Source organism: Mesorhizobium sp. ES1-6 (assembly GCF_020164775.1).
In the GTDB taxonomy this organism is placed as follows: domain Bacteria; phylum Pseudomonadota; class Alphaproteobacteria; order Rhizobiales; family Rhizobiaceae; genus Mesorhizobium.
Genome location: NZ_JAIUGU010000014.1, coordinates 94493 through 116768, shown reverse-complemented (window position 1 = coordinate 116768; position 22276 = coordinate 94493). Strand labels below are relative to the sequence as shown.

The window sequence follows — 22276 nt, the reverse complement described above, 5'->3', positions numbered from 1 at the left end:
GTCAAGGGTCTCACCTCTCGTGGCTTCATCGTCATTCAACCGCCCGCGCCACTTTGCGGGTTTCTTCGCCAAGGCGGCACCGGCCGTGATGTCGGTCGGGTTGCTGCTCGTGGCGTGGGAGCTGTACGCGAATTATTCCGGTATCAAGCCGACCATTCTTCCTGCACCCTCGCGCGTCTTCGAACAGGCGATCCTCAATCGCGAGGCTCTGGTCGACAACGCCATCCCCACCATCCGGGCGACGCTGATCGGCTTTGCCTTTTCTCTTGGCGCCGCCTTCGCGCTGTCGATGCTGGTCGACTTCTTCCAGCCTTTGCGGCGCGCGCTGTTTCCCGTCTTCATCGTCAGCCAGACCTTGCCGCTGGTGGCGATCGCGCCCTTGGTGGTGCTGTGGTTCGGTTTCGGGCTTACGCCCAAGATCGTGCTGGTGGCACTGGTCACCTTCTTCCCGATGCTGGTGGCCCTGGTGCAGGGCTACGAAGCGACCGAGGCCGAGATCGGACAGATGCTGCGCGCCATGGGCGCGGGGCGCTGGCGGGTCTTCATGCTGGCTCGGTTGCCTTCGGCACTGCCCTATTTCTTCGCTGGCCTCAGGATTTCCATCACCTATGCCGTCGTCGGCGCCATCTTCGCCGAATATGCGGGCGCGGCCAAAGGGCTGGGCATCTATATGCTCAACGCCAAGAACAATTTCCGTCCCGACCTGGTGCTGGCCGCCGTCGGTGTCAGCGCCGCACTTACTCTCGTCCTGTTCGGACTGACGGTGCTGCTGCAGCGTCTTGCCATGCCCTGGGAACGAGCCGCTGGCAGGCAAGCCGCGGGAAAAGGGCCGCAGGCATGAGCCGGCTCGAATTGCGGCATATGCGCAAGGCGTTTGGCGGGCTCGACGTGCTCGCCGACATTTCGCTCAGCGTGGATGCCGGCGAGTTCGTCTCGATCCTTGGGCCATCGGGCGCCGGCAAATCGACGCTGTTCCAGCTTTTGACCGGCGCCGAGCACGGCGAGGGGGAGATGATCTTCGACGGCGCGCCGCTGGACGATCATGGCCGGCATTTCGCCTTCATGCCGCAGCGCGACGCGCTGATGCCGTGGCGGCGCATCCTCGACAACACGACGCTCGGGCTCGAAGTGCAAGGCGTCGGCCGCAAGGCGGCACGGGCGCGGGTCGCGCCGCTGTTTGCCGAGTTCGGGCTTGCCGGCTTCGAGCGGCATTTTCCGGCGCAGCTTTCAGGCGGCATGCGCCAGCGCGCGGCGCTGCTGCGCACCGTGGTGCAGGAGCGCGACATGCTTTTGCTCGACGAGCCGTTCGGCGCGCTCGATGCGCTGACCCGCGCGGCCATGCAGCGCTGGCTCGAACAGATGTGGCGGCATCATCGCTGGACGGCATTGCTGATTACCCATGATGTGCGCGAAGCCGTGTTCCTGTCCGACCGCATCTATGTGTTCTCCGCGCGGCCGGCGCGTGTCGTGCGCGAGATCAGGGTGCCGCTGCCGCGCCCGCGCGATCGGACCGGCACCGCGACCAGGCAGGCAGGGGCCCTCGAGGCCGAGATTCTCGATATCCTGCTCAACCTCCAGCCCTCCAAAGGACATGACCATGACTGACTTGACGCGCAGGCAAGCTCTGCTGCTCACTCTTGCCGGTAGCATACCGCTGATCAGCGGATCGAGCCGCTCCTTCGCGGCAACGCGGAAGGTCACCGTCGCCCTCGACTGGACGGTCAACACCAACCACATCGGGCTGTTCGTCGCCCGAGATAAGGGATTTTATCGCGAGGCCGGCCTCGAGGTCGACATCCTGCCTTACAGCGATACCGGCGCCGGTACGCTTGTCGCCAACCGCGTCGCCGATTTCGGCATCAACGGCACCATCAGCCTCTTCACCCAGAAGACCGCTGGCGCCGACTTGAAGGCCGTCTATGCCGTGGTGCAGTCAGAGACTGGCCGGCTGGTGTTCAATGCGGCGCGGGGCGAGATCAAAAGCCCTAGGGATCTGGATGGCCTGACCTATGGCGGGTTCGGCAGTGCCTGGGAGAAGGCGCTGATTTCGACCATCATTCGCCACGATGGCGGCAAGGGCAATTTCGAGACGGTGACGCTTGGCACGTCCGCCTACGAGGCGCTGGCCAACGGATCGGTCGACTTCACGCTCGAAGTGTCGACCTGGGAGGGCGTCGAAGCCGAACTCAAAGGCGTCAAGCAGCGCGGCTTCGTCTATGCCGACCACGGCGTGCCGGACGAGCACACGACGCTCATCTCTTCGAGCGAAGCGTATCTCCAGGCAAATCCCGAACTGGCATCGTTCTTCGTCCAGGCAACGCGGCGCGGCTACCAATTTGCGGTCGATCATCCAGATGACGCCGCCACGCTGCTGATCGCCGCCAACAAGGATGCCTTGACCAATCCGGCCTTGATTCACGCCTCGCTGAAAGCACTGATCGGAGGCCACTATCTGCGCGGACAAGATGGCGCCATCGGCACCATGGATCCGGCCAAGATGGAAGCCATCGGCTCCTACCTTTTCGCCGCCGGCATCCTGCATGACGCCGACGGCAAGATTGTCTCGCACCGTCCTGAATTCGCGGCGTATTTCAGCAATCAATATCTCAACTAGGCATCGATGCGGAACCGCGAACAGGATCGTCCGATGCCGGCGCGAGGGATCTGGCCAAGTCGCGGTGGGCAGACCGCGGCTACAGCCCTTGATTTCCGGCAATTTCGATCTGGTTTAGGACCGATGTGATCTTCTCGGTTAACGGCACGGCAATGGTTCCGTGCCAAGGTCACCTCGAGGGACCACCGGGATGCTTGCCTTGCTCATGTCAAAAAGTGAAGCGCTTTCGCGTGCGGCCGATAACAGGTTTTTGTCCGCTGCCCGCAAGCGCGAGATCCTGGTCGACCTTCGCGAAGGCTTCTTTCGTCTCTGCGCCCTGGCGTGCGCGGGGCTGTTCGTCTATCGCGGCGTTTCTCAACTCTTGGAGGATCCGACCCGGCTCAATGCCGCGCTGGTGGCGATTTCCGAGATACTCACCTTCACCTGGCTGCTTCTGTCGCGTCGTCCTGTGGAGCGTGACTGGAATCCGCTTACGGTTATTGTCTCGGTGACGGCCAGTTTTGGCGTTGCGTTGATCAGCCTCCAGCCAGGCATTGCACTTATCCCCCTCTATGTCGCCGCGCCGTTACAGATCATCGCACTGCTGTTCGTTATCTGGGGCAAGATCTCGCTGGGGCGCTCCTTCGCCATCCTGCCCGCCAATCGGGGCGTGATGACGGGCGGCGCCTACCGGCTGGTGCGGCACCCCATCTATGCCGGCTATCTCGCCGGCCATGTGCTCTACCTCCTGTCGGCCTTTTCGTTCCACAATCTCGCGGTCTATGCAGTGATCACCTATCTGCAGCTTTACCGCATTTTGCGCGAAGAGGCGCTTTTGGCGGCCGCGCCGGAGTATCGCGCCTACATGGAACGCGTGCGCTACAGGCTGTTTTACCGGCTATTCTGAGGTCGACATCGCCAAGGCGCCGCTGCTAACGCCACTTGCCCGTGATTGGTCGACAGCGCTTACCAGCCGGACGTCATGACGTTTCCGACGTCATTTGAGATACGGGTATCTTGATGGAGCCGCCTGTCAGCAATGACGCGAATCCGGCAAGTTTCGCCATCGGGCAAAAAACCGTTTTTCTCCTCTAATTATCCGATATGTCGATAATATCGGGTGTTGTTAAAAAATATTTTTTACAAACATATTTTATATTTACGACTGTTATCATTTTTCGGTTTCTACAATAAATACCATTAATATCACTGTCACATCCTGGTTTGAAACTGAAGCTGACCTGTTGCGTAGTTGAGTCTGCAATCGGCGCGTGCCGACTGCCTTAGCGCAACTACAACAGGAGAGTGTTATGGCTTTTTCGATCAAAACAGTCGCCAGTGTGTTGGCAGGTAGTGCAATGGTCTTGGTTCTTTCCGGGCCGGCAAACACAGCGGGCCTTGGTGTCGGTGTCGGCGCCTCGGTTGGCGGTAGCGGCGGCGTCAATGCCGGTGTTGGCGCATCGGTCGGCGGCGGTGGCGGCATCAACGCCGGCGCCGGTGCGTCGGTGGGCGGCAGCGGCGGCGTCAATGCCGGAGCGGGCGCCCGTGTCGGTGGCTCGAGCGGCGTCAGCGCCGGGCTCGGCGCTTCGGTCGGCGGCAGCAACGGCATCAATGCCGGTGCGGGCGCCAATGTCGGCGGTTCAGGCGGCATCAATGCCGGGCTCGGCGCCAATGTTGGGGGGGCAGGCGGCATCAACGCGGGGCTTGGCGCCAATGTCGGCGGCACAGGCGGTATTGGCGTCGGTGTCGGTGTGGGCATCGGTGGCGGAACCAATCCCAGCAACCCGTCGAATCCGAGCAACCCCTCGAACCCCAGCCATCCGAACGTGCCGGGTGTGGTGGCCCAGATGTCGGGCAGCCAGCTGTCGAGGATGAAGAAGCGCTGCGTCGACGTGCTCGGCAGCGAAGGAAGCTATGATCGCGACCTGCGGCAGCTCTGCCTGCTGATCGCCCGCCGCTGAGGCTGAAGGAGGTTGCGGAACCAGCCGTGAGGCTTTGGCCGCACTCTCCTGGCCTCCGGCCGGTCGGAAAGCCCGCCGTCCAGGCGGGCTTTCTGCTTTGCCGGCTGGCTGTTCCGTAGGCGCAATGGTCGGCGGAACGCCAGCCTTCCTAAAACGTTCATACGTTGCAACATCCGAATGGCGCGATGTTGAAACAGCGCGAAAGCGCGCATTCAGGAGCAGGGAAAGCCATGGGTCTCGGCACGATACTTATCATTATTCTAATCCTCGCGTTGCTCGGCGGCTTCAGCGGTCTCGGCGGCGGCCCGTTCTACGGAACAGGTTATTATGGTGGTGGCGGTCTCGGCCTCGTGTTGATCATCGTCATCATCCTTGTCGTCATGGGACGCATTTAGCGGCTCGATCACGGTGGCAATCGCAATCGCGTGACCGTGCTCATCCCGTCGAGCACCGGATTGTGATGCAGGCAAGCCGGCTTGTGATCCGACACATGAGCGGACTCAACGTATGGTGATTGCGGTCCACACCCCCCGTGGAAACAAGAGGAGAGGGTCCCACCCCTTCATCCTCCTCCAAGGCCCGCCCCGGTTTCCGGAGCGGGCTTTCTTTTTTCGTTAAAAGCTATGGCTTCGACGTAGCTCGCCGTCGGCGGGTACCGAGGGCTTGCCGTGACATCTTCCACACGGATCGTTGACAGAATTCGCATGCCAGGATATTGAACAGGATTATACAGGTTCACTGAACAGGTACGCATATGAAGCGGCGCGCGGTTCAACTGTCTCCCGGCACGGGCAAGCCCGAGCAGATCGCGACCGTCCTCGAACATGAGATCCGCTCCGGCGTTCTCGGTTTCGGCGACAGGCTGCAAAGCGAAAATGAACTCGTCCAGCGTTTCTCCGTCAGCCGCAACACCGTCCGCAAGGGGCTTGAGGAACTCTCCAGTCGCGGGCTGATCACAACCAAGGTCGGCATCGGCTCCTTCGTCACTTTCGATGGCAAGCCGGTCGATGACGCCATCGGCTGGTCGCGGGCGCTCGCCAATGCCGGCGCCAATGCCGAGACGCGGACACTACGGCTGGAGGTCATCGAGGATCCCGGGCTGGCGACCTTGCTGGATGTCGAAAGCCCGTTCTTTATCGCCGTCGACCGGGTGCGCACCAATGCCAATGACGGTCATGCGATCTCCATCGAGCGCAGCCGCCTGCCGCTGTCGCCGGAACTGGAGGATGTGCCGCTGCGTGGCCTGCGCGAGGGCTCGCTCCACCAGACGTTGCGCGGAGCGGGGTTGATACCGGACCATGGCGAGGAGTGGGTCGACATCGAGATGCTGAACGCAGATGACGCCGCCATCCTCGGCTGCCCGCAGGGCACGCCGTTCCTGCGCGGCCGCCGACTGACGCGTGCGGCCGATGAGCGGCCGATCGAATATGTCACCAGCCTGCTCAACCCCGCGCATTTCGCGCTGCATATGAGGTTCTGAGCGATGCCGGACATTGAGTTTGAGATGGACCGCGCGATGGGCGCACTCGTCGGCGGGGCGCTGGGCGATGCGCTCGGCATGCCGACGCAGCTTCTGTCGCCGGCCCGCATTGCCGAACTCCATGGCCATGTCGAGGATTTCGTCGCGCCTTTCGCCGACCATCCGGTGTCGAAGGGGCTGCTGGCCGGCACAATCACCGACGATACCGAGCAGGCATTGCTGCTTGGCCGCATCCTGATTGAGTCCGGCGACAGCTTCGACCATGCGCGCTGGGTGAACGCGCTGCTCGACTGGGAGCGTGAGGTCAAGGCGCGCGGCAGCTACGATCTCCTGGGGCCATCGACCAAGCGTGCCATCGACGCCATCAACAATGGTGTGCCGGCACAAGAGGCGGGCCGTAGCGGCGACACCAATGGCGCCGCCATGCGCATCGCGCCGGTCGGCATCATGATGCCGCTGCAGCCGCTGGACGCGTTCGTGGCCAAGGTGGCCGAAACCTGCCGGGCGACCCACAACACCTCGATCGCGATCGCCTCCGCCGCCGCGGTCGCGGCCGCCGTCAGCCGTGGCGTTGCCGGCGGCGATTGGCATGCGGCGTCCGATAGCGCGGTCGCGGCGGCGCGTCGAGGGGCGACGCACGGAAACTGGGTGACCGGCGGCGACATCGCCGCGCGCATCGTCTGGGCGCGGGATCTGGTTCGCGGCAAGGTGAAGAGGGACGCGATCCGGTTGATTACCGATCTGGTCGGCACCGGTGTCGCCAGCCAGGAATCGGTGCCGGCTGCCTTTGCCGTGCTGGAAGTCGCGGACGGCGATCCATGGCAGGCGGCAATCATCAGCGCCAATCTCGGCGGCGACACCGACACGATCGGTGCCATCGCGGCCGGCATGGCCGGCGCCTGCACCGGATTTTCGCGCCTGCCACAGGATCGCATCACCGGCCTCAGGGGTATCGACATGGCGCAGGTTCGGGCGCTGGCCGCCGATCTTGTCGCGGCGCGGATGTCGAACGGTCGCGTCGGCAAGGCCGGGTCCGGCAAGGACGCGGCATGAGTGGGCGTCTCGTCCATGTCGGCAGCGCGGTGGTCGACTATGTCTACCGCATCGACGCCTTGCCGGCGTCCGGCACCGAGAAAACGGCGTCTGGGTATGCGCAGCTTGCCGGCGGCGGCTTCAACATGATGGTCGCCGCGGCCCGCACCGGTATGAAGGTGGTGTTTGGCGGCCAGCTCGGCAGCGGCCCGAATGGCGACTTCCTGCGTGCCGCCTTCGCCGCCGAGGGCATCGAGGTGTTGACGCCGCCGTCCCCCCTGATGGACAGCGGCAATTGCGTCGCCATGATCTCGAGCGACGCGGAACGCACTTTCGTGTCCTGGCCAGGCGCCGAGAGCGTTCTCAGCCCCGACATGATGGCGCCGGTGGTGATCGGCCCTGATGACTGGGTGTTCACGTCGGGCTACACGCTGAGCTATCCCGGGAGCCGCGATGCACTGACCGGATGGATCGAGGCGCTGCCGACGGACATTCCCTTCGTCTTCGATCCGACGCCGGTCATAGCGGACATTCCACGTGCCATTCTCGATCGTGTGCTTGCCCGCACGACATGGCTGAGCTGCAACACGACGGAGGCGGCCGGGATTGCCGGCCCCGGCGAGGCAGAGGCGCTCGCCGCTCGGCTTCTGACGGATCATTGCCCGAGCGCCGATGGCGTCGTCATCCGGGCGGGCGCGGACGGATGCCTCGTCCGGCTGGCAGACGGCACGGCACAGACGGTTGCCGGCTTCGAGGTGACGGCCATCGATACCAATGGCGCGGGCGACACGCATATCGGCGCCTTCGTCAGCGCGTTGGCCCGTGGCGCGCCTCCCTTCGAGGCGGCGACCCATGCCAATGCGGCGGCGGCCATTTCGGTCACCCGCCACGGCGGCTCGTCGGCTCCGACCGACGAGGAAATCCAGACTTTCCTGGACCAGGCCGCGTCGACCGGCGCGCCAGGCCAGACATGGAAGGCCCATCAGACAGCCTGACAAGCCCCGGAAGCGGGCAAACACAGAGAGGAACGAACCATGCGCATGCCTGACTTGACTGCTCTCTTGACGGCGACCGCCGTCTTCACCTCCGCACTCGCCTTCACCGCCCAAGCCGGCGAGGTGCACGTGCTCAACTGGAAAGGCTATGGCGCCGACGAGCCGTGGGCCGTCGAAGCTTTCGAAAAGGCGACCGGCAACAAGGTCATCAACGACTTCTTCAATTCCGAACAGGAAATGCTGACCAAGATCCGGACCAATCCCGGCCTCTACGACGTCGTCATGATCAACGCCGCCTTCAACGACCAGGCGATGGCGGAAAAGCTGATCCAGCCGATCGATACCTCCAAGCTGGCGAACTATGCCGACATCAGCAAGGACAAGGCCGGATCGCCGATGCTTGACCATGACGGCAAGGTCTACGGCGTGCCGTGGGTGTGGGGCCTGACCGCGCTCGCCATCAACGAGAAATCCTTCGACAAACCGCCGACATCGATCGCCGAGATGTGGGATCCCGCGCATAAGGGCCGCGTCGTCATCCGTGACGATGCCGTCGAGGCGGTTCAGTTCGGCGCCATCGCCACCGGCCAGAACATCAACGACATCAAGGATATGGACGCGGTGAAGACCAAGCTCACATCGTTGATGCCGCAGATCAAGACCTTCTGGAGTTCGGAGAACGACTGGAACCAGATGGTCGCCTCCAACCAGATCGACATCGGCACCTATTGGAGCGGCTCGGCCGACCGCGCCAAGACCCATTTCAAGCTGCCGGTCTCGCTGGTCATCCCGCAGGAGGGCGCCGTCGCCTGGCTCGATGCCTTCTCCATTCCCGTCGGCTCCAAGAACGTCGCCGGTGCGGAGGCCTTCATCAACTATATGATCGATCCGAAGTTCTACGTCGAATGGGTCACCAAGGTCGGCGCGCCGGTGTCCGCCAACACCAAGGCGGTCGAAGCGCTGCCCGAGGATGCCTTCAACCGCAAGGTCATGGGTGATCCCGAGGTGGCCAAGCGCATCCAGTTCCAGGCGCCGATCACCGACGCGCAGCGCGAGGCCTATCTGGCGCTCTGGCAGCAACTCAAGGTCGACGTGAAGTAAGTTCATGTCCCGGCTAGCCGGCGGTTCGCGCCGGCTGCCGACTGGTCTTCAATCCCGGGGAGGAGGGGTAGCATGGCGGCACAGGGTGCGGTCGCGGCGCGTAGCGGGTTGAGATCGGCTTTGCCGCTTTTGGCGCCGGCCTATCTCTGGCTGACGGTGGCGATCTTCCTGCCGCTCTCGGCCATGGTCTTTTTCTCCTTCATGACCGACCTGCCGCTGACGGGAAAGCCGTGGGCCTTCACGCTGGGCAATTACGCCGCCTTCTTTTCGCAGAGCCTCTATCTGACCCTGCTGCTGGCTTCGCTGCGCCTTGGCCTCGAAGTGACGCTGTGGTGCATCGTCATCGGCTACCCGGCAGCCTATGTGCTGGCCAAGGTGCTGAAGGGCCGCAGCCGCGAGGCGATCTTCCTGCTGGTCATCCTGCCGTTCTGGTCGAATGGGCTGGTGCGCATCTTCTCCTGGGCGATGGTTCTGCGCGAGGGCGGCATCCTCGACACGGGCCTCAACGCCGTGCTGCCGTTCAAGATCAACATCGATCTCATGTATTCCTATCCGGCGGTCATCATCGGGCTGGTGCATTCCTACGTGCCTTACATGGTGCTGACCTGCTATCTCACTTTGCAGGCCATCGACGACTCGCTGATCGAGGCCGGGCGTTCGCTCGGCGCTTCGCGGCTGCAGGTGCTGAAGCGGGTGATCATTCCGCTGTCGCTGCCGGGGTTGGTGGCGGGCGCCGCGCTGATCTTCGTGCCGGTCGTCGGCTCGTTCATGGAGCCACGCATTCTCGGCGGCCGCACCGGCACGTTCTATGGCACGGTGATCGAGGACCAGTTCGTCGCCGTGTTCAACTGGCCGCTCGGGGCAGCACTGTCCTTCATCCTGCTCGCCGTCGTTCTGGTCATCCTGGCGGTAGCTTCGCCGGTGCTGCGGAGGGCGGCGTGATGGCTACGACACGCTTCCTGGAATGGCTCGGCCGGATCTACATCGGGCTGCTGCTCGCCTTCCTCTATCTGCCCATCATCATCATGGCGCTGATGTCGTTCAACGTCTCGCCCTTCTACCAATTGCCTTTCGACTGGACCACCGAGTGGTACGCCTCGCTGTGGCAGAACGACCAGCTGATCGCGGCGACCTGGAACAGCATCGAGATCGCGGTCATCACCACGATCATTTCAACCGTGCTCGGCTCGGCCGCGTCGCTGGCGCTCTTTCGTTACGAGTTTCGTGGCAAGAAATTCCTGCAGGCGCTGCTGTTTCCGCCGATCGCGATCCCGTGGCTGATCACCGGCACGGCGATGCTGATCTTCTTCTTCGGCGTCGGCATCGGGCGCGGCCTGTTCGCCATCCTGCTCGGGCATGTCGCGCTGGCGCTGCCCTATGTCATCGTCGTCGTCTCGGCGCGGCTGCAGACCTTTGCGCCCGAATTGGAAGAGGCGGCGCGCTCGCTCGGCGCCAACCAGTGGCAGGTGACAAGGCAAGTGACGCTGCCGTGGATCATGCCCGGCGTCATTGCCGGCGGGCTGTTTGCCTTTGCCGTGTCGTTCGACCAGTTCGTCGTCTCCTATTTCCTGGCAACGCCGGGACAGACGACGCTGCCGGTCGAAATCTACGCCGCGATCCGCAAAGGCTTCACGCCCGAGATCAACGCGGTCTCGACCATCATCATCGTGGTGTCGATGGCGCTGATGCTGCTCACGGCGCGGTTCTTCAAATTCGGCGGAGAGAAATAATGGCCGGTGTGCAGGTATCCAACGTCTCGCGCAGTTTTGGCGCCCACAAGGCGCTGGACGATGTCTCCATCGATTTCGCCGACGGTGGCTTTTATGCGCTGCTCGGGCCATCGGGCAGCGGCAAGACCACGCTGCTGCGCCAGATAGCCGGCTTCGACTTTCCCGACAGCGGCCGCATTGCCATCGGCGGCGAGAGCGTCGAGCGGGTGCCGGTCGAGAAGCGCCGGATCGGCATGGTGTTCCAGAATTATGCGCTGTTTCCAAATATGAGCGTCGCCGACAATGTCGCCTTCGGGCTGTCGGTGCGCGGCGAGGCCAAGGCTGTCATTGCGATGGAAGTGCAGCGCGCGCTCGACCTGGTGCAGTTGGGCAAGCTCGGTGGGCGGCGACCGCATCAGCTCTCCGGCGGCCAGCGTCAGCGCGTGGCACTCGCCCGCGCCATCGTTACCAAGCCGCGCGTGCTCTTGCTTGACGAGCCGCTCGGCGCGCTCGACAAGGCGCTGCGTGTCGACATGCAGATCGAGTTGAAGCGCATCCAGCGCGAGATCGGCATCACCACCATCTTCGTCACCCACGACCAGGAGGAAGCGCTGACGATGAGCGACCGCATCGGCATCTTGCGTGACGGCAGGCTGGTGCAGGAAGGGCCGCCGGAAGAGATTTACGACCGGCCGAGGAGCGAATTCGCCGCGACCTTCCTCGGCGACGCCAACATCTTTCGCGGTGACGCGACCGGCAACGGCATCCGCCTGGCGGACGGCACGGCGATTGCCGCCGGGGTGGGCGACCGGCTTGCAGCCGGCGCCAAGGCAAGCTGTGCCGTGCGGCCTGAGCGCATCCGGATTGCCACCGATGCCGGCACTGCGGATGGCGATGCGAATGTGCTGCGCGGGCAGGTCTCCAAACGCATCTTCGCCGGCAACAATAGCACCTATTTCGTCGCCCGCGCCGGCCAGACTCTGAAGGTCATCGTGCAGAATACCGGCGCTGACAGGCTGGCCGAGGGGCAGGACGTCGTGCTGCGCTGGTCGCCGGAAAGCACGGTGTTGATCGCGGCGGGGTAGGTGGTACGGGTCGATAGCCGGGACAGTCGGCGTTCCTTGGCCCCCCCTCTGTCCTGCCGGACGTTCGTCGTTCGCAAAGCCAAGCAATTGGCTTTGCGTCCGCTTCGCGAACCACTCCTCAACCCCCACGAGGGGGGAGATTGGCTGTCGTCGCCGTCTTCGCAAATCTTCTGCATTGCAAGAATGAGCGCGACGACCGAAGCTGCCGATCTCCCCCCATGTGGGGGAGATGCCCGGCAGGGCAGAGGGGGGCGCTGTCCCGCCATACGATCGAGTAAGTGGTTGGGATGCCTATGACTTTGGAATTAAGTGCCCGCGACCAATCCATGCTCGACGGCGAGCAGGGCCCATCCTCCGCCGCCGCCATGAAAATCCTCGTCGCCTTCTCCAACGCCATCGGCGCAACCAGCCTGCTCGACATTTCGGCCGCCCATATCGACGGTTGCCTCTATCACGGCAAGGCAGGGCTCGATTTCGTCGAACGGCTGGTCGAGGGCGGCGGCCGTGTTCAAGTGCCGACGACGCTCAATGTCGGATCGTTCGACCTCATCCATCCCGGCATGGTGAAGATGCCGGCGGCGGAGGAAGTGCCGGCGCGGCGGCTGATGAAGGCGCATCTGGAGCTTGGCTGCCAGGCGACCTTCACCTGCGCGCCCTACCAGACGCGGTTCCGGCCCGGCTTCGGCCAGCAGATCGCCTGGGGCGAGTCCAACGCCATCGTGTTCGCCAATTCGGTGATCGGCGCGCGCACCAATCGCTATGGCGATTTCATCGACCTGTGCTGCGCCATGACCGGGCGCGCGCCAGCCTGGGGCCTGCATCTCGGCGAGAACCGGCGCGGCCGCATCCTGTTCGAACTGGACATTGCCGACGGGGTGCCGAGCGACAGCCTGTTCGTCGGCGTCGGGCTGATCATCGGGCAAGCCAGCGGCGATCGCATTCCGGTGATATCAGGCCTGCCGAAGGCGCGCGACGAGGATCAACTGAAAGCGCTGGGCGCCGCCGCTGCTACGACAGGCGCGGTGGCGCTGTTTCATGCGGTCGGCATCACACCGGAGGCGGGAACGCTCGACGAGGCGTTCCAAGGCCATGCGCCTGAGGAGACCATCCGCGTCACCCGGGCGGACATCGATCAAGCGCTGTCCAGATTGTCTGGCGTGCCGGATGGCGCGCCGCTCTCGGCGGTGTCACTCGGACGCCGCATTTCTCGCATGACGAGTGGATGCGCCTGCTGCCGCTGCTGCGCGAGGCAGCACCTGGCCGGGGCATCCCGATCTACGTCAACACCGGGCGCGCGACGTTGGCGCGCTTGCAGGAGGAGGGGGCGCTCGACGGCATGGAGGCATTCGGCCTGATCGCGGTCGCCGACACCTGCACCTATGTCACCGCGATCCTCGACCGCCTCGACGGCGTGGTGATGACCAATTCCGGCAAATGGGCGCATTACGCGCCGGGCAATATTGGCGTGACCGTCGCCTTCGCCGAGATGAGGGACTGCATCCGCTCCGCGGCGGTGGGACATGTCGTGCGGGGTGCGTCATGACGCAATCGGTGGCAGCGTTTGAAAGAGCCGGCAGCTTCCAACTGGCTGGTGCCGCAGAGGCCGAGGCGCTGGTGTTTTCGCAACCGCTCAGCTTCTGGGGCGGCATCGATGCGGAGACGGGCGAAATCATCGACCATTCGCATCCGGGCCGCGGCCAGAATGTCGCCGGCAAAATCCTGGTCATGCCGAGCGGGCGCGGGTCGTCCTCATCGTCCTCGGTTCTAGCCGAAACGATCCGCCGGAGCACGGCGCCAGCGGGTATTCTTCTGGAGCGGCCGGACCCGATCCTGGCGGTGGGCGCTATCGTCGCCGAGTTTCTCTACGACATCCACATGCCGCTCGTGGTGTGTGACATTGCGGGCATTGTCTCCGGCGAACGCATTGCAATTGGCATTCGCGAGGACGGTGGGGCGAGCGTGCGCAGAATCTGAGGATTGCCCGTCAAATCTCCGGGATGTTCTCCTTGAAGATCACCTGCAGCCTCGGCTGGTGCAATTCATAGGGCAAGCCCCGGACGGCATGGGTCAGGATGTTGAGCGCCTCGCGGGCCTCGACGCGCGGGTTCTGGTCGATGACCGCGTCGAGCGTGCCGTCGAGCAAAAGGTCCTTGGTGCCTTCAGTCACTTCGTGGCCGAGGAAGACCATCGATTGCGCACGACCGCGCTCCTTGAGCGCGCGGGCAATGCCGGTGTTGCCGGCGCCGACATTGTAGATCGCGGCAAGGTCGGGATGCCGCTCCAGAAGGGCTGAGGCCTCCGAATAGGCCTTTTCGCGGTCGTCGAGCATCTCGCGCATCTCGACGATCTCGAGATTGGGCGACTCCTCGGTCAATATGTGCCGGAAGCCCATCTCGCGTTCCTCGTGGCCGCGATAGGACAGCGAGCCGGCGAACAGCGCCACCTTGCCGGGGCGCTCCGGCCCCATGAAACGGTTGAGCAGATAGCCGGCCAGCCGCCCGGCGGCGCGGTTGTCGATGCCGATATAGGCAACCCTTGGCACATGCAGGATGTCGGAGGCGATGGTCACCACCTTGACGTCGTTGGCCGACAGCGAGCGGATCGCCTCGCGCACCGTTGGATGGTCGAGCGCGATGACGCCGACGCCTTGCGTCTGGCCGCGCAGATCCTGCAGCAGGCGGGCGAGCCGGTCGGGATTGAAGCCTTCTATGGTGGCGATGTGGACGTCGAGATCGGGGCGCGCCAAGGCCTGCGCCTCGATGTGGCGGTGCAGCATCTTGATGAAGGAATTGGTGCCCGCCGGCAGCGCGAAGTCAAGCCGGATGATCTCGCCGGGCAGGGGCCTGGGCGGCGCTCCGTTTGGGCTCTCGGCGATGTAGCCGAGGCGCTGCGCCATTTCGAGCACGACCTCGCGCGTGCGTGCCCGCACACCGGGCCGGTTGTTGAGCACGCGGTCGACGGTGGCGGCGGAGACGCCGGCTTCCCGGGCGATGTCGGTCAGGGTGGAACGCACCGTCTTTCAACTCCTCAACACATCGGGATCACGCAATGCCGGCTGCCGGCCTGATGGCGCCAATGCCTCGCTATCCGCGATTCTGATGGGAAATGATGTATCCGGCCTTGGCCGATGCGCAAGCCGCCGGGCTAAATCATCTCGCCTGCTGCGACCATGCCGGGACAGGAAAGGCCATTTCCCATCAAATCGAGGCAGCTGGAGTGTTCTATGAACCCTGATATGACGCATTTTCCCGCCCTGCTGCGATCTTATGAGGTGTTTTGATTATTTATGATGTTGACAGCCTTCCGATACTGCCGTCAATATCCCTCATGGGCCGGTGGAGGAAACGTTGGCCCTGAGGGAGGAATTCCATGTCTGATCTGATCCGCATCTCGCGGCGCCGGCTGCTGGCGTCCGGAGGAAAGGCCGCGGTGTTCGTCGCCGCGACAGGTATCGCGCCACAATTCATTCGTCCCGGCCGCGCTTATGCCGCCGACGCACTGGCGCCCGGCATGATCGGCGGGCCGACCGGCTTCGACGGCGCCGAGCGTTATCAATACGGCCCCGACACGCCGGAAGGCCGCGCCGTCGAGGCCGCCAAGGCGCTGAAGGGCGCCGGCAAGGCGCCGGCCAAGATCGTGCTCGGTCTGTCGGACGGTTCGATCGGCCAGCTCACCCAGCCTTTTCCGGCCGGTGCGCCGTCGATCAAGGAGCTGTGGGAAAAGGAGACAGGCATCCCGATCGAGATCGTCGGCCTGCCGAACGGCCAGGAATTCACCAAGACGATGCAGGACATCTCCACCAAGGGTGGAGCCTATGACATCTATTCGACCGAGTGGAACCGCCTTGGCGATCTCGCCGAGACCGGCGGCATCGCCAAGCTCGACGATTTCGTCGCCCAGTACAAACCCGAATGGGACGATCCCAAGACCGGCTATGTCGACGGCGCCAAGGGCGTGTCGCTGCTCAACAAATATCGCGGCTCGAACTATGGCGTGTCGCTGGACGGCGACTTCCAGACCTGGGTCTACCGCACAGACCTGTTCGGCGACGAGGTCGAGAAGAAGGCTTTCAAGGACAAATACGGCTACGATCTGGCGCCGCCGAAAACCTGGAAGCAGCACGGCGATGTCGCGGCCTTCTTCCAGCGTCCCGACAAGGGCCTGTTCGGCTCGACCGACCTGCGCAACCAGGGCTGGGGCTATACCAACTGGTATCAGCGCTATGTCTCGATGGCCTCGCCCAACCAGTTCCTGTTCGGCGATGACGGCAAGCCGCTGATCAATTCCGAGCACGGCATCGCCGCCACCAACGAATATGTCGAATCGCTCGCCCATCATTCGCCGGACGCGATCTCGTGGGGCTGGCCTGAGCAGTATGGCAATTTCGCCAAGGGGGGTGCTGCGATGACCTGCGCCTTCTCCAATCTGCCGAAATTCCTCGACAATGCCGGCAACAAGGACTCCAAGGTCACCGGCAAGATCGGCACCATGCTGCCACCCGGCCGTGAGATCGACGGCAAGTTGATCAGCCGCTCGGTGCTGTGGTTCTCGCTGACCGGCATGGTCTCGTCGCAGTCGAAAAACCAGGAGGTGGCCTATCTCCTGCTGCAATGGCTGGGCTCGGCGCGCATCTACGCCTGGATGAGCGCCAACCCGGGCGGCTATCTCGATCCGTTCCGGCTTTCGGATTTCTCCGATCCGCTGGTGCGCCAGACCTACCATGCCTACCACATGGACGTCGTGCGCGAGACGGTCGCCCGCACGGTGCCGACCATCAACTATCCCGGCGCCACCGCCTTCCACAACGCGCTGGACGAAAACCTCATGGCCTCGCTGACCAAGGCCAAGACATCGGAGCAGGCGATGGCCGACACCGAGGCCGAGTGGAAGAAGATCGCCCGGCGCATCGGCGAGGACAAATTGCTCGAAGCCATCAGGACCAACAAGGAGGCCTGGCCGACCGTCCTCGATCCGATCAGCTGATCCGTCTCCCTGGATCAGGGCCGGAGGGGAGGGGCGAAAGCTCTTCCCCTCCGCAATAGAGCATGATCCCGAAAAGTGGGACCCGGTTTTCGGGAAAGATCATGCTCCAACAAAGAGTTAGATCAGGATGACGATTCAACGAAATGTCATCTTGATCTAACGCCACCAGCAAAAGCAGCCAGATGAAGCGTTCCGTCCCCTTCGAGATATTCCGCTACGCCGCGATCCTCGCGGCGATGGCGGTGACGCTGGTGCCGATCCTGTGGATGGTGTCGATGGCCTTCAAGCCGATCGCCGAATGGTCGGCGACGGGCGCGGACCTGACATGGTGGCCGAAGAACCCGACGCTCAGCAATTTCCAGTTCGTGTTCGGCGAGTCGACCAACAATCTGATCGTGGCGCTCGACCGCACCGCGCTGAAGCCGATCCTGTCGTCGCTGCTGTCGGCCGTGTTCGGCACCGCGATCGCCATGTCGGCCGGCACGGCCGCCGCTTACGGCCTGTCGCGCTTCGGCTCGGGACAGAACCTGCCGCTGGCGCTGATCCAGCTCAGGCTGTTCCCGCCGATGGCCGTCATGATCCCCGTTATGATCATGTGGGCCTTCCTCAACTTCACCGACAGCTGGTGGGGCCTGGCGCTGATCTATGGCATCGTCACCTTGCCGTTCGCCTTCTGGCTGATGAAGACCTTCTTCGACGACATGCCGCGCGAGATCGAGGAAGCCGCTCTGGTCGAGGGCTGTTCGCGGCTGCGTGTCTTCACCCGCATCACGCTGCCGATGATGCGCGCGCCGCTCGCAAGTGCTGCCCTCTTCGTCTTCATCCTCAACTGGTCGGATTATCTGATCGCGCTGCTTCTGACGACGCGCGAATGGGTCACCATTCCGGTCTACATGGCCTCGCTGTCGTCGTCGATGACCGGCCAGCTCTATGGCGCCAAGGCAGCACTCGGGCTGATCGCCGCCGTGCCGCCGGTCATCATGGGCATTGCCATCCAGCGCCATCTGGTGCGCGGGCTGACCTTTGGGGCGCTCAAGCAATGAGCGCTGTGACCGTGGCTGTTTCGGAGGACGAAATGGGCGCCGCGCGTGCGAAACCGACCCCGCGCGACGAGGGGGCGCGGCTCGGCTTTCGGCTGACCTTGCCGGCGCAGATCCTCGTCCTGTTCATCTCCGCCTTTCCGCTGCTGATGCAGCTCTACATCAGCGTCACCGACTGGTCGCCGCTTTCGGGCCTCGGCTGGTGGAACGCCTGGGAGATGTGGAACAGCTTTGCCAACTATACCGATCTCGCCGCCGACGGCCGCTTCTGGAGCGCGCTGAAGCGCACCGTCATCGTCATGGTCGTCTGCGTGCCGGCGGAGTTCCTGCTGGGTCTCGCACTGGCAACGCTTTTCGCCGACGATTTTCCCGGCAAGCGCATCTTCTATTCGATCCTGCTGATGCCGATGATGGTGGTGCCGGCGGTGGCCGGCTACATGTTCTTCATGCTGTTCCAGTCGGGCGGCCCGGTGAACGACATCCTGTCCGCAATCACGGGCACGCAGGTCACCATCGCCTGGCTGTCGGACCCGACGCTGGCGCTGATGGCGGTGATGATCGCCGATATCTGGCAGTGGACACCGTTGATGTTCCTCATCCTGCTGGCCGGCCTGGTTGGCGTGCCGCAGGACCAGATCAAGGCGGCGACGCTACTCGGCGCCAATCCCTGGCAGCGCTTTACCACCATCGTGCTGCCGAAGATGAAGACCATCATCATCATCGCGCTGGCGATCCGGGTGATCGAGAACTTCAAGATCTTCGACACGCTCTACATCATGACCGGCGGCGGGCCCGGCGTCGCCACCGAAACCATCTCCGTCTACATCTACAAGGTCACCACCCAGGACCTGATCTGGGGCTATGTCGCGGCGATCGCGCTGGCCATTCTGGTGGTGCTCTCCATCGTTGCCGTGTTCGCCATGAAGCGCATGGCGCGGGCAAGGCAGGTGCCGGCATGAGCACGATCCAACTCAAGCACCTCACCAAGACATTCGGCGACTTCACTGCACTGAAGACCATGGACCTCGACATATCGGACGGCGAGTTCATGGCGCTTCTCGGGCCTTCGGGCTGCGGCAAGTCGACGACCATGAACATGATCGCCGGCATGGAGGAGCCGACCGGCGGCAAGATCCTGTTCGGCGAGCGCGACATGGCCGGGGTGCCGATGGGCCGGCGCGGCGTCGGCTTCGTGTTCCAGAACTATGCGATCTTCACCCATATGACGGTTCGCCAGAACCTCGCCTATGGGCCGAGGATGCGGGGCGCCGCCAAGGCCGAGATCGACCGCCGCGTCGGCGCCATCGCCGAGCTGTTGCAACTGACGCCGCTGCTCGACCGCAAGGCGGACAGGCTGTCGGTCAACATCCTGCAACGCGTGGCGATAGGGCGCTCGGCGATCATGGAGCCGGCGATCTTCCTGCTCGACGAGCCGCTGTCCAATGTCGACGCGGCCTTCCGGGCGGTCATGCGCACGGAGCTGAAACAGCTGCAGCGCCAGTTCAGGCAGACCATGGTCTACGTCACCCACGACCAGCTCGAAGCCATGACCATGGCCGACCGCATCGCGGTCATGGACCATGGCGTGCTGCAGCAGGTCGGCATGCCGCTCGAAGTCTACAACAACCCGGCCAATGTCTTCGTCGCCCGCTTCATCGGCGCGCCGGGCATGAACCTGCTCAAGGGCAGGCCGGCGGAGAGCGACCGGGGGCTGGTCGTCGATCTCGGGCCGCTGGGCGTCACGCCGCCATTGCCGGATGAGCTGGCGGCCAGCCTGCGCGGTGCGCGCGGCGAGGTGCTCTACGGCTTCCGGCCGGAACAGGTGGCCCTGGCGCAGGACGGGCGCGGGCTTGCCATGCCTGTCACCTTCGTCGAACGCATCGGCGCGCGCACCATCGTTCATCTCGGCCAGGGTGAGGGCGCCGTGAAAGCGGTGTTCGACAATGATGTCGGCTTGTCGATCGGGCAAACCGCAATCGTCGCGCCCGCGGCGTCATCGGTGCGCGTCTTCGACGCCGCCAGCGGTCTTGCGATGAGGGCGGGTTGAGCCATGGCTGATATCGTCTTCCGCAATGTCACGAAACGCTATGGCGGCACGCTTGCCGTCGACGACGCCTCGTTCACGGTCAACGACAACGAGTTCTTCTGCTTCTTCGGGCCGCCGCTGTCGGGCAAATCGACGATCCTGCGGCTGGTGCTCGGGCTGGAAACGCCTGATTCCGGCGAAATCCTCATCGGCGGCAAGCCGGTCAACACGGTTTCGCCGGCCGAACGCAACGTGGCGATGGTGTTCCAGAACCTGGCGCTCTTCCCGCATATGAGCGCGCTCGACAATGTCCGCTTCCCGCTGGTCGAGCGGAAAGTCGCCGAATTCGATATCAAGAAGCGCGTCGCCGATGTCGCGGCCAAGCTGCATATCGGTCATATCCTGCACAAGCCGCCGGCGCAGCTTTCGGGCGGCGAGCGGCAGCGCGTGGCGATCGCACGCGCGCTGGTGCGCGACCCCAATGCCTATCTGATGGACGACCCCATCTCGGCGCTCGACGCGCGCCTGCGCGAGGAGACACGCGTCGAGCTGAAGCGCATCCAGCGCGAGCTCGGCAAGACGCTGATCTATGTCACCCACGATCAGGAAGAGGCGATGTCGATCGCCGACCGCATCGCCATACTGGAGAGTGGCAGGATCAGGCAGATCGGTGCGCCGGCCGAGATCTATGACCGTCCAACCAGCACCTATGTGGCGCGGCTGCTGGGTTCGCCTGTCATGAACATCCTCAAATCCGTTCGCGGCGAGGGCGGCGTCGAAGCCGCTGAAGGCACGATCCGCGTTGCCGACAGGGCTGCCCCGATTGATGCTGTCGAGATCGGGCTGAGGCCGGAGGATATCAAGGTCAGCCCCTGGAGCGACAACGAGACGGCGGACGGGGGGGCGGGCCGTCCGGCGCGGGTGTTCGAGGTCGAGCCGCTTGGCGGCTATACCGTGGTGACGCTCGCCGCCGGGCAGGCGCGGCTGAAGGCGCTGCTGCGCGGCCAGCCCCATATCAGGCCCGACGCGATGGTGGCGATATCCTGCGAGCCGGCACGCGTGCATTATTTCGGACAGGGCGGAGGCGCGTTGGCAAGATGAATGCGGCCGCGAGGACAGAATTTCGGGAGGAAGGCATGACAGGCAAGGGCTTCGAGCCGGACGTGAAGGTCCGCACGAAGGAATACAGGATCGGCTGCGTCGGCGCCGGCATGATCATGGCCGAGTGCCATCTGGCCGCCTACAAGGAGGCCGGCTTCCCGGTGGTGGCGATCGCTTCGCGCACAAAGGCGAATGCGCAAAAGGTCGCCGACCGTTGGAGCATTCCGACCGTCCACGACACGCCCGAACAGCTGATCGAAGACGCAAATGTCGAGATCATCGACCTTGCTTTTCCGCCTGACCAACAGCCGGCGCTGATCCGGCATGCATTGAAGCAAAAGCACATCAAGGGGATCCTGGCCCAGAAACCCCTGGCGCTGTCGGTCGAGGAAGCGGTCAAGCTGCGCGACGAGGCGGCGAAGGCCGGCAAGATCCTCTCGGTCAACCAGAACATGCGCTACGACCAGTCGATGCGCGTGTTGAAGCAGATCATCGACAGCGGCGCGCTGGGCGATATCGTCTTCGCGCAGATCGACATGCATGCCATCCCGCATTGGCAGACTTTCCTTCAGAGCTACGACCGGCTGACGCTCGCCAATATGAGCGTGCATCACCTCGACGTGCTGCGCTTCCTGTTCGGCGATCCCGACGAGATCACGACGCTGACGCGCAAGGATCCGCGCACCACATTCCACCATTCCGACGGCATCACCGTCTCGACACTGCGTTTCCCCTCCGGTGTGCTCGCCCTGTCGCTGGAGGACGTCTGGTCCGGTCCGCGCCAGGAGGGCTATCGCGACGACCAGCACATCAACTGGCGTGTCGACGGCACCAAGGGCGTCGCCAAGGGCACGATCGGCTGGCCGACGGGTGCCGCCTCGACACTGACTTACGCCTCGGCGGAGACGACCGGCGGCGAGTGGGTCAGCCCGAGTTGGGAGACGATGTGGTTCCCGCATGCCTTCATCGGGGTGATGGAGCAGTTGCAGCATGCGGTGAACACCGGCACGCCGCCGGCGCTCACCGTCGCCGACAACGTCAAGACCATGGCGCTGGTGGAAGCGGGCTACCGCTCGATGGCATCGGGCCGCACCGTCAAGCTTTCCGAAATCGCTATCTGATCATCGCAACCGAAACACCAGACAACTGAATCGCTTACTGGGAGGAATT

At 63.9% G+C, this 22276-nt stretch carries 21 protein-coding genes and 1 pseudogene; 21 read left to right on the top strand and 1 reads right to left on the bottom strand.

Going from position 1 to position 22276, the window contains the following annotated elements:
• Positions 1-88 precede the first annotated feature (88 nt).
• From LB564_RS26915 to LB564_RS26845, 15 genes and pseudogenes are all read left to right on the top strand, one after another.
• Positions 89-841 carry an ABC transporter permease gene (locus tag LB564_RS26915; RefSeq protein ID WP_263491674.1) on the top strand — a complete coding sequence of 251 codons (753 nt, stop codon included), beginning with the start codon at positions 89-91 and terminating at the stop codon, positions 839-841.
• Complete coding sequence (locus LB564_RS26910; RefSeq protein ID WP_224542243.1) at positions 838-1605, top strand: ABC transporter ATP-binding protein; 768 nt, start codon at positions 838-840, stop codon at positions 1603-1605. The genes LB564_RS26915 and LB564_RS26910 overlap by 4 nt, the downstream gene beginning before the upstream one ends.
• The gene (locus LB564_RS26905) at positions 1598-2614 is read left to right on the top strand and encodes an ABC transporter substrate-binding protein (RefSeq protein WP_224542242.1); all 1017 of its coding nucleotides are present in this window, start codon (positions 1598-1600) and stop codon (positions 2612-2614) included. The genes LB564_RS26910 and LB564_RS26905 overlap by 8 nt, the downstream gene beginning before the upstream one ends.
• A 205-nt stretch (positions 2615-2819) precedes the next feature.
• Positions 2820-3500 carry a methyltransferase family protein gene (locus LB564_RS26900; RefSeq protein WP_224542241.1) on the top strand — a complete coding sequence of 227 codons (681 nt, stop codon included), beginning with the start codon at positions 2820-2822 and terminating at the stop codon, positions 3498-3500.
• 403 nt (positions 3501-3903) lie between these two features.
• Positions 3904-4554, top strand: a complete 651-nt coding sequence (locus LB564_RS26895) for a hypothetical protein (protein WP_411961792.1) — start codon at positions 3904-3906, stop codon at positions 4552-4554.
• A gap of 230 nt (positions 4555-4784) precedes the next feature.
• On the top strand, positions 4785-4949 hold the full coding sequence (locus LB564_RS26890) for a DUF3309 family protein (protein WP_224542302.1): 165 nt from the start codon (positions 4785-4787) through the stop codon (positions 4947-4949).
• Positions 4950-5308: 359 nt separating this feature from the next.
• A complete protein-coding gene (locus tag LB564_RS26885) occupies positions 5309-6034 on the top strand; it encodes a GntR family transcriptional regulator (protein WP_224542238.1) in 726 nt (241 codons plus the stop codon).
• A gap of 36 nt (positions 6035-6070) precedes the next feature.
• Positions 6071-7087: an ADP-ribosylglycohydrolase family protein gene (locus LB564_RS26880; RefSeq protein ID WP_411910222.1), complete on the top strand. Its 1017-nt coding sequence runs from the start codon at positions 6071-6073 to the stop codon at positions 7085-7087.
• On the top strand, positions 7084-8061 hold the full coding sequence (locus LB564_RS26875; protein ID WP_224542235.1) for a PfkB family carbohydrate kinase: 978 nt from the start codon (positions 7084-7086) through the stop codon (positions 8059-8061). The genes LB564_RS26880 and LB564_RS26875 overlap by 4 nt, the downstream gene beginning before the upstream one ends.
• A gap of 39 nt (positions 8062-8100) precedes the next feature.
• Complete coding sequence (locus LB564_RS26870; protein WP_224542234.1) at positions 8101-9162, top strand: ABC transporter substrate-binding protein; 1062 nt, start codon at positions 8101-8103, stop codon at positions 9160-9162.
• Between the two features lie 72 nt (positions 9163-9234).
• Positions 9235-10104 carry an ABC transporter permease gene (locus LB564_RS26865; RefSeq protein ID WP_224542233.1) on the top strand — a complete coding sequence of 290 codons (870 nt, stop codon included), beginning with the start codon at positions 9235-9237 and terminating at the stop codon, positions 10102-10104.
• On the top strand, positions 10104-10892 hold the full coding sequence (locus tag LB564_RS26860; protein ID WP_224542232.1) for an ABC transporter permease: 789 nt from the start codon (positions 10104-10106) through the stop codon (positions 10890-10892). Before LB564_RS26865 ends, LB564_RS26860 begins: the two co-directional genes overlap by 1 nt.
• The gene (locus tag LB564_RS26855; protein WP_224542230.1) at positions 10892-11956 is read left to right on the top strand and encodes an ABC transporter ATP-binding protein; all 1065 of its coding nucleotides are present in this window, start codon (positions 10892-10894) and stop codon (positions 11954-11956) included. The genes LB564_RS26860 and LB564_RS26855 overlap by 1 nt, the downstream gene beginning before the upstream one ends.
• Positions 11957-12249: 293 nt before the next feature.
• Positions 12250-13499: pseudogene (locus LB564_RS26850) on the top strand (aconitase X).
• Positions 13496-13930: an aconitase X swivel domain-containing protein gene (locus tag LB564_RS26845; RefSeq protein WP_224542229.1), complete on the top strand. Its 435-nt coding sequence runs from the start codon at positions 13496-13498 to the stop codon at positions 13928-13930. The pseudogene LB564_RS26850 and the gene LB564_RS26845 overlap by 4 nt, the downstream one beginning before the upstream one ends.
• A 10-nt stretch (positions 13931-13940) precedes the next feature.
• On the opposite strand, the gene LB564_RS26840 is transcribed toward LB564_RS26845, so the two are convergent.
• A complete protein-coding gene (locus tag LB564_RS26840; protein ID WP_224542227.1) occupies positions 13941-14969 on the bottom strand; it encodes a LacI family DNA-binding transcriptional regulator in 1029 nt (342 codons plus the stop codon).
• A gap of 356 nt (positions 14970-15325) precedes the next feature.
• On the opposite strand from LB564_RS26840, the gene LB564_RS26835 reads away from it, so the two are divergent.
• From LB564_RS26835 to LB564_RS26810, 6 genes are all read left to right on the top strand, one after another.
• On the top strand, positions 15326-16939 hold the full coding sequence (locus LB564_RS26835; protein ID WP_224542225.1) for an extracellular solute-binding protein: 1614 nt from the start codon (positions 15326-15328) through the stop codon (positions 16937-16939).
• Positions 16940-17121: 182 nt separating this feature from the next.
• On the top strand, positions 17122-17982 hold the full coding sequence (locus LB564_RS26830; RefSeq protein WP_015317068.1) for a carbohydrate ABC transporter permease: 861 nt from the start codon (positions 17122-17124) through the stop codon (positions 17980-17982).
• A complete protein-coding gene (locus tag LB564_RS26825; RefSeq protein WP_224542222.1) occupies positions 17979-18938 on the top strand; it encodes a carbohydrate ABC transporter permease in 960 nt (319 codons plus the stop codon). The genes LB564_RS26830 and LB564_RS26825 overlap by 4 nt, the downstream gene beginning before the upstream one ends.
• On the top strand, positions 18935-20026 hold the full coding sequence (locus LB564_RS26820) for an ABC transporter ATP-binding protein (protein ID WP_224542221.1): 1092 nt from the start codon (positions 18935-18937) through the stop codon (positions 20024-20026). Before LB564_RS26825 ends, LB564_RS26820 begins: the two co-directional genes overlap by 4 nt.
• Before the next feature lie 3 nt (positions 20027-20029).
• Positions 20030-21106 (top strand): ABC transporter ATP-binding protein, encoded by a 1077-nt coding sequence (locus LB564_RS26815; protein ID WP_224542218.1) that lies wholly within the window; start codon positions 20030-20032, stop codon positions 21104-21106.
• A gap of 35 nt (positions 21107-21141) precedes the next feature.
• On the top strand, positions 21142-22227 hold the full coding sequence (locus tag LB564_RS26810; RefSeq protein ID WP_224542216.1) for a Gfo/Idh/MocA family protein: 1086 nt from the start codon (positions 21142-21144) through the stop codon (positions 22225-22227).
• Positions 22228-22276 lie beyond the last annotated feature (49 nt).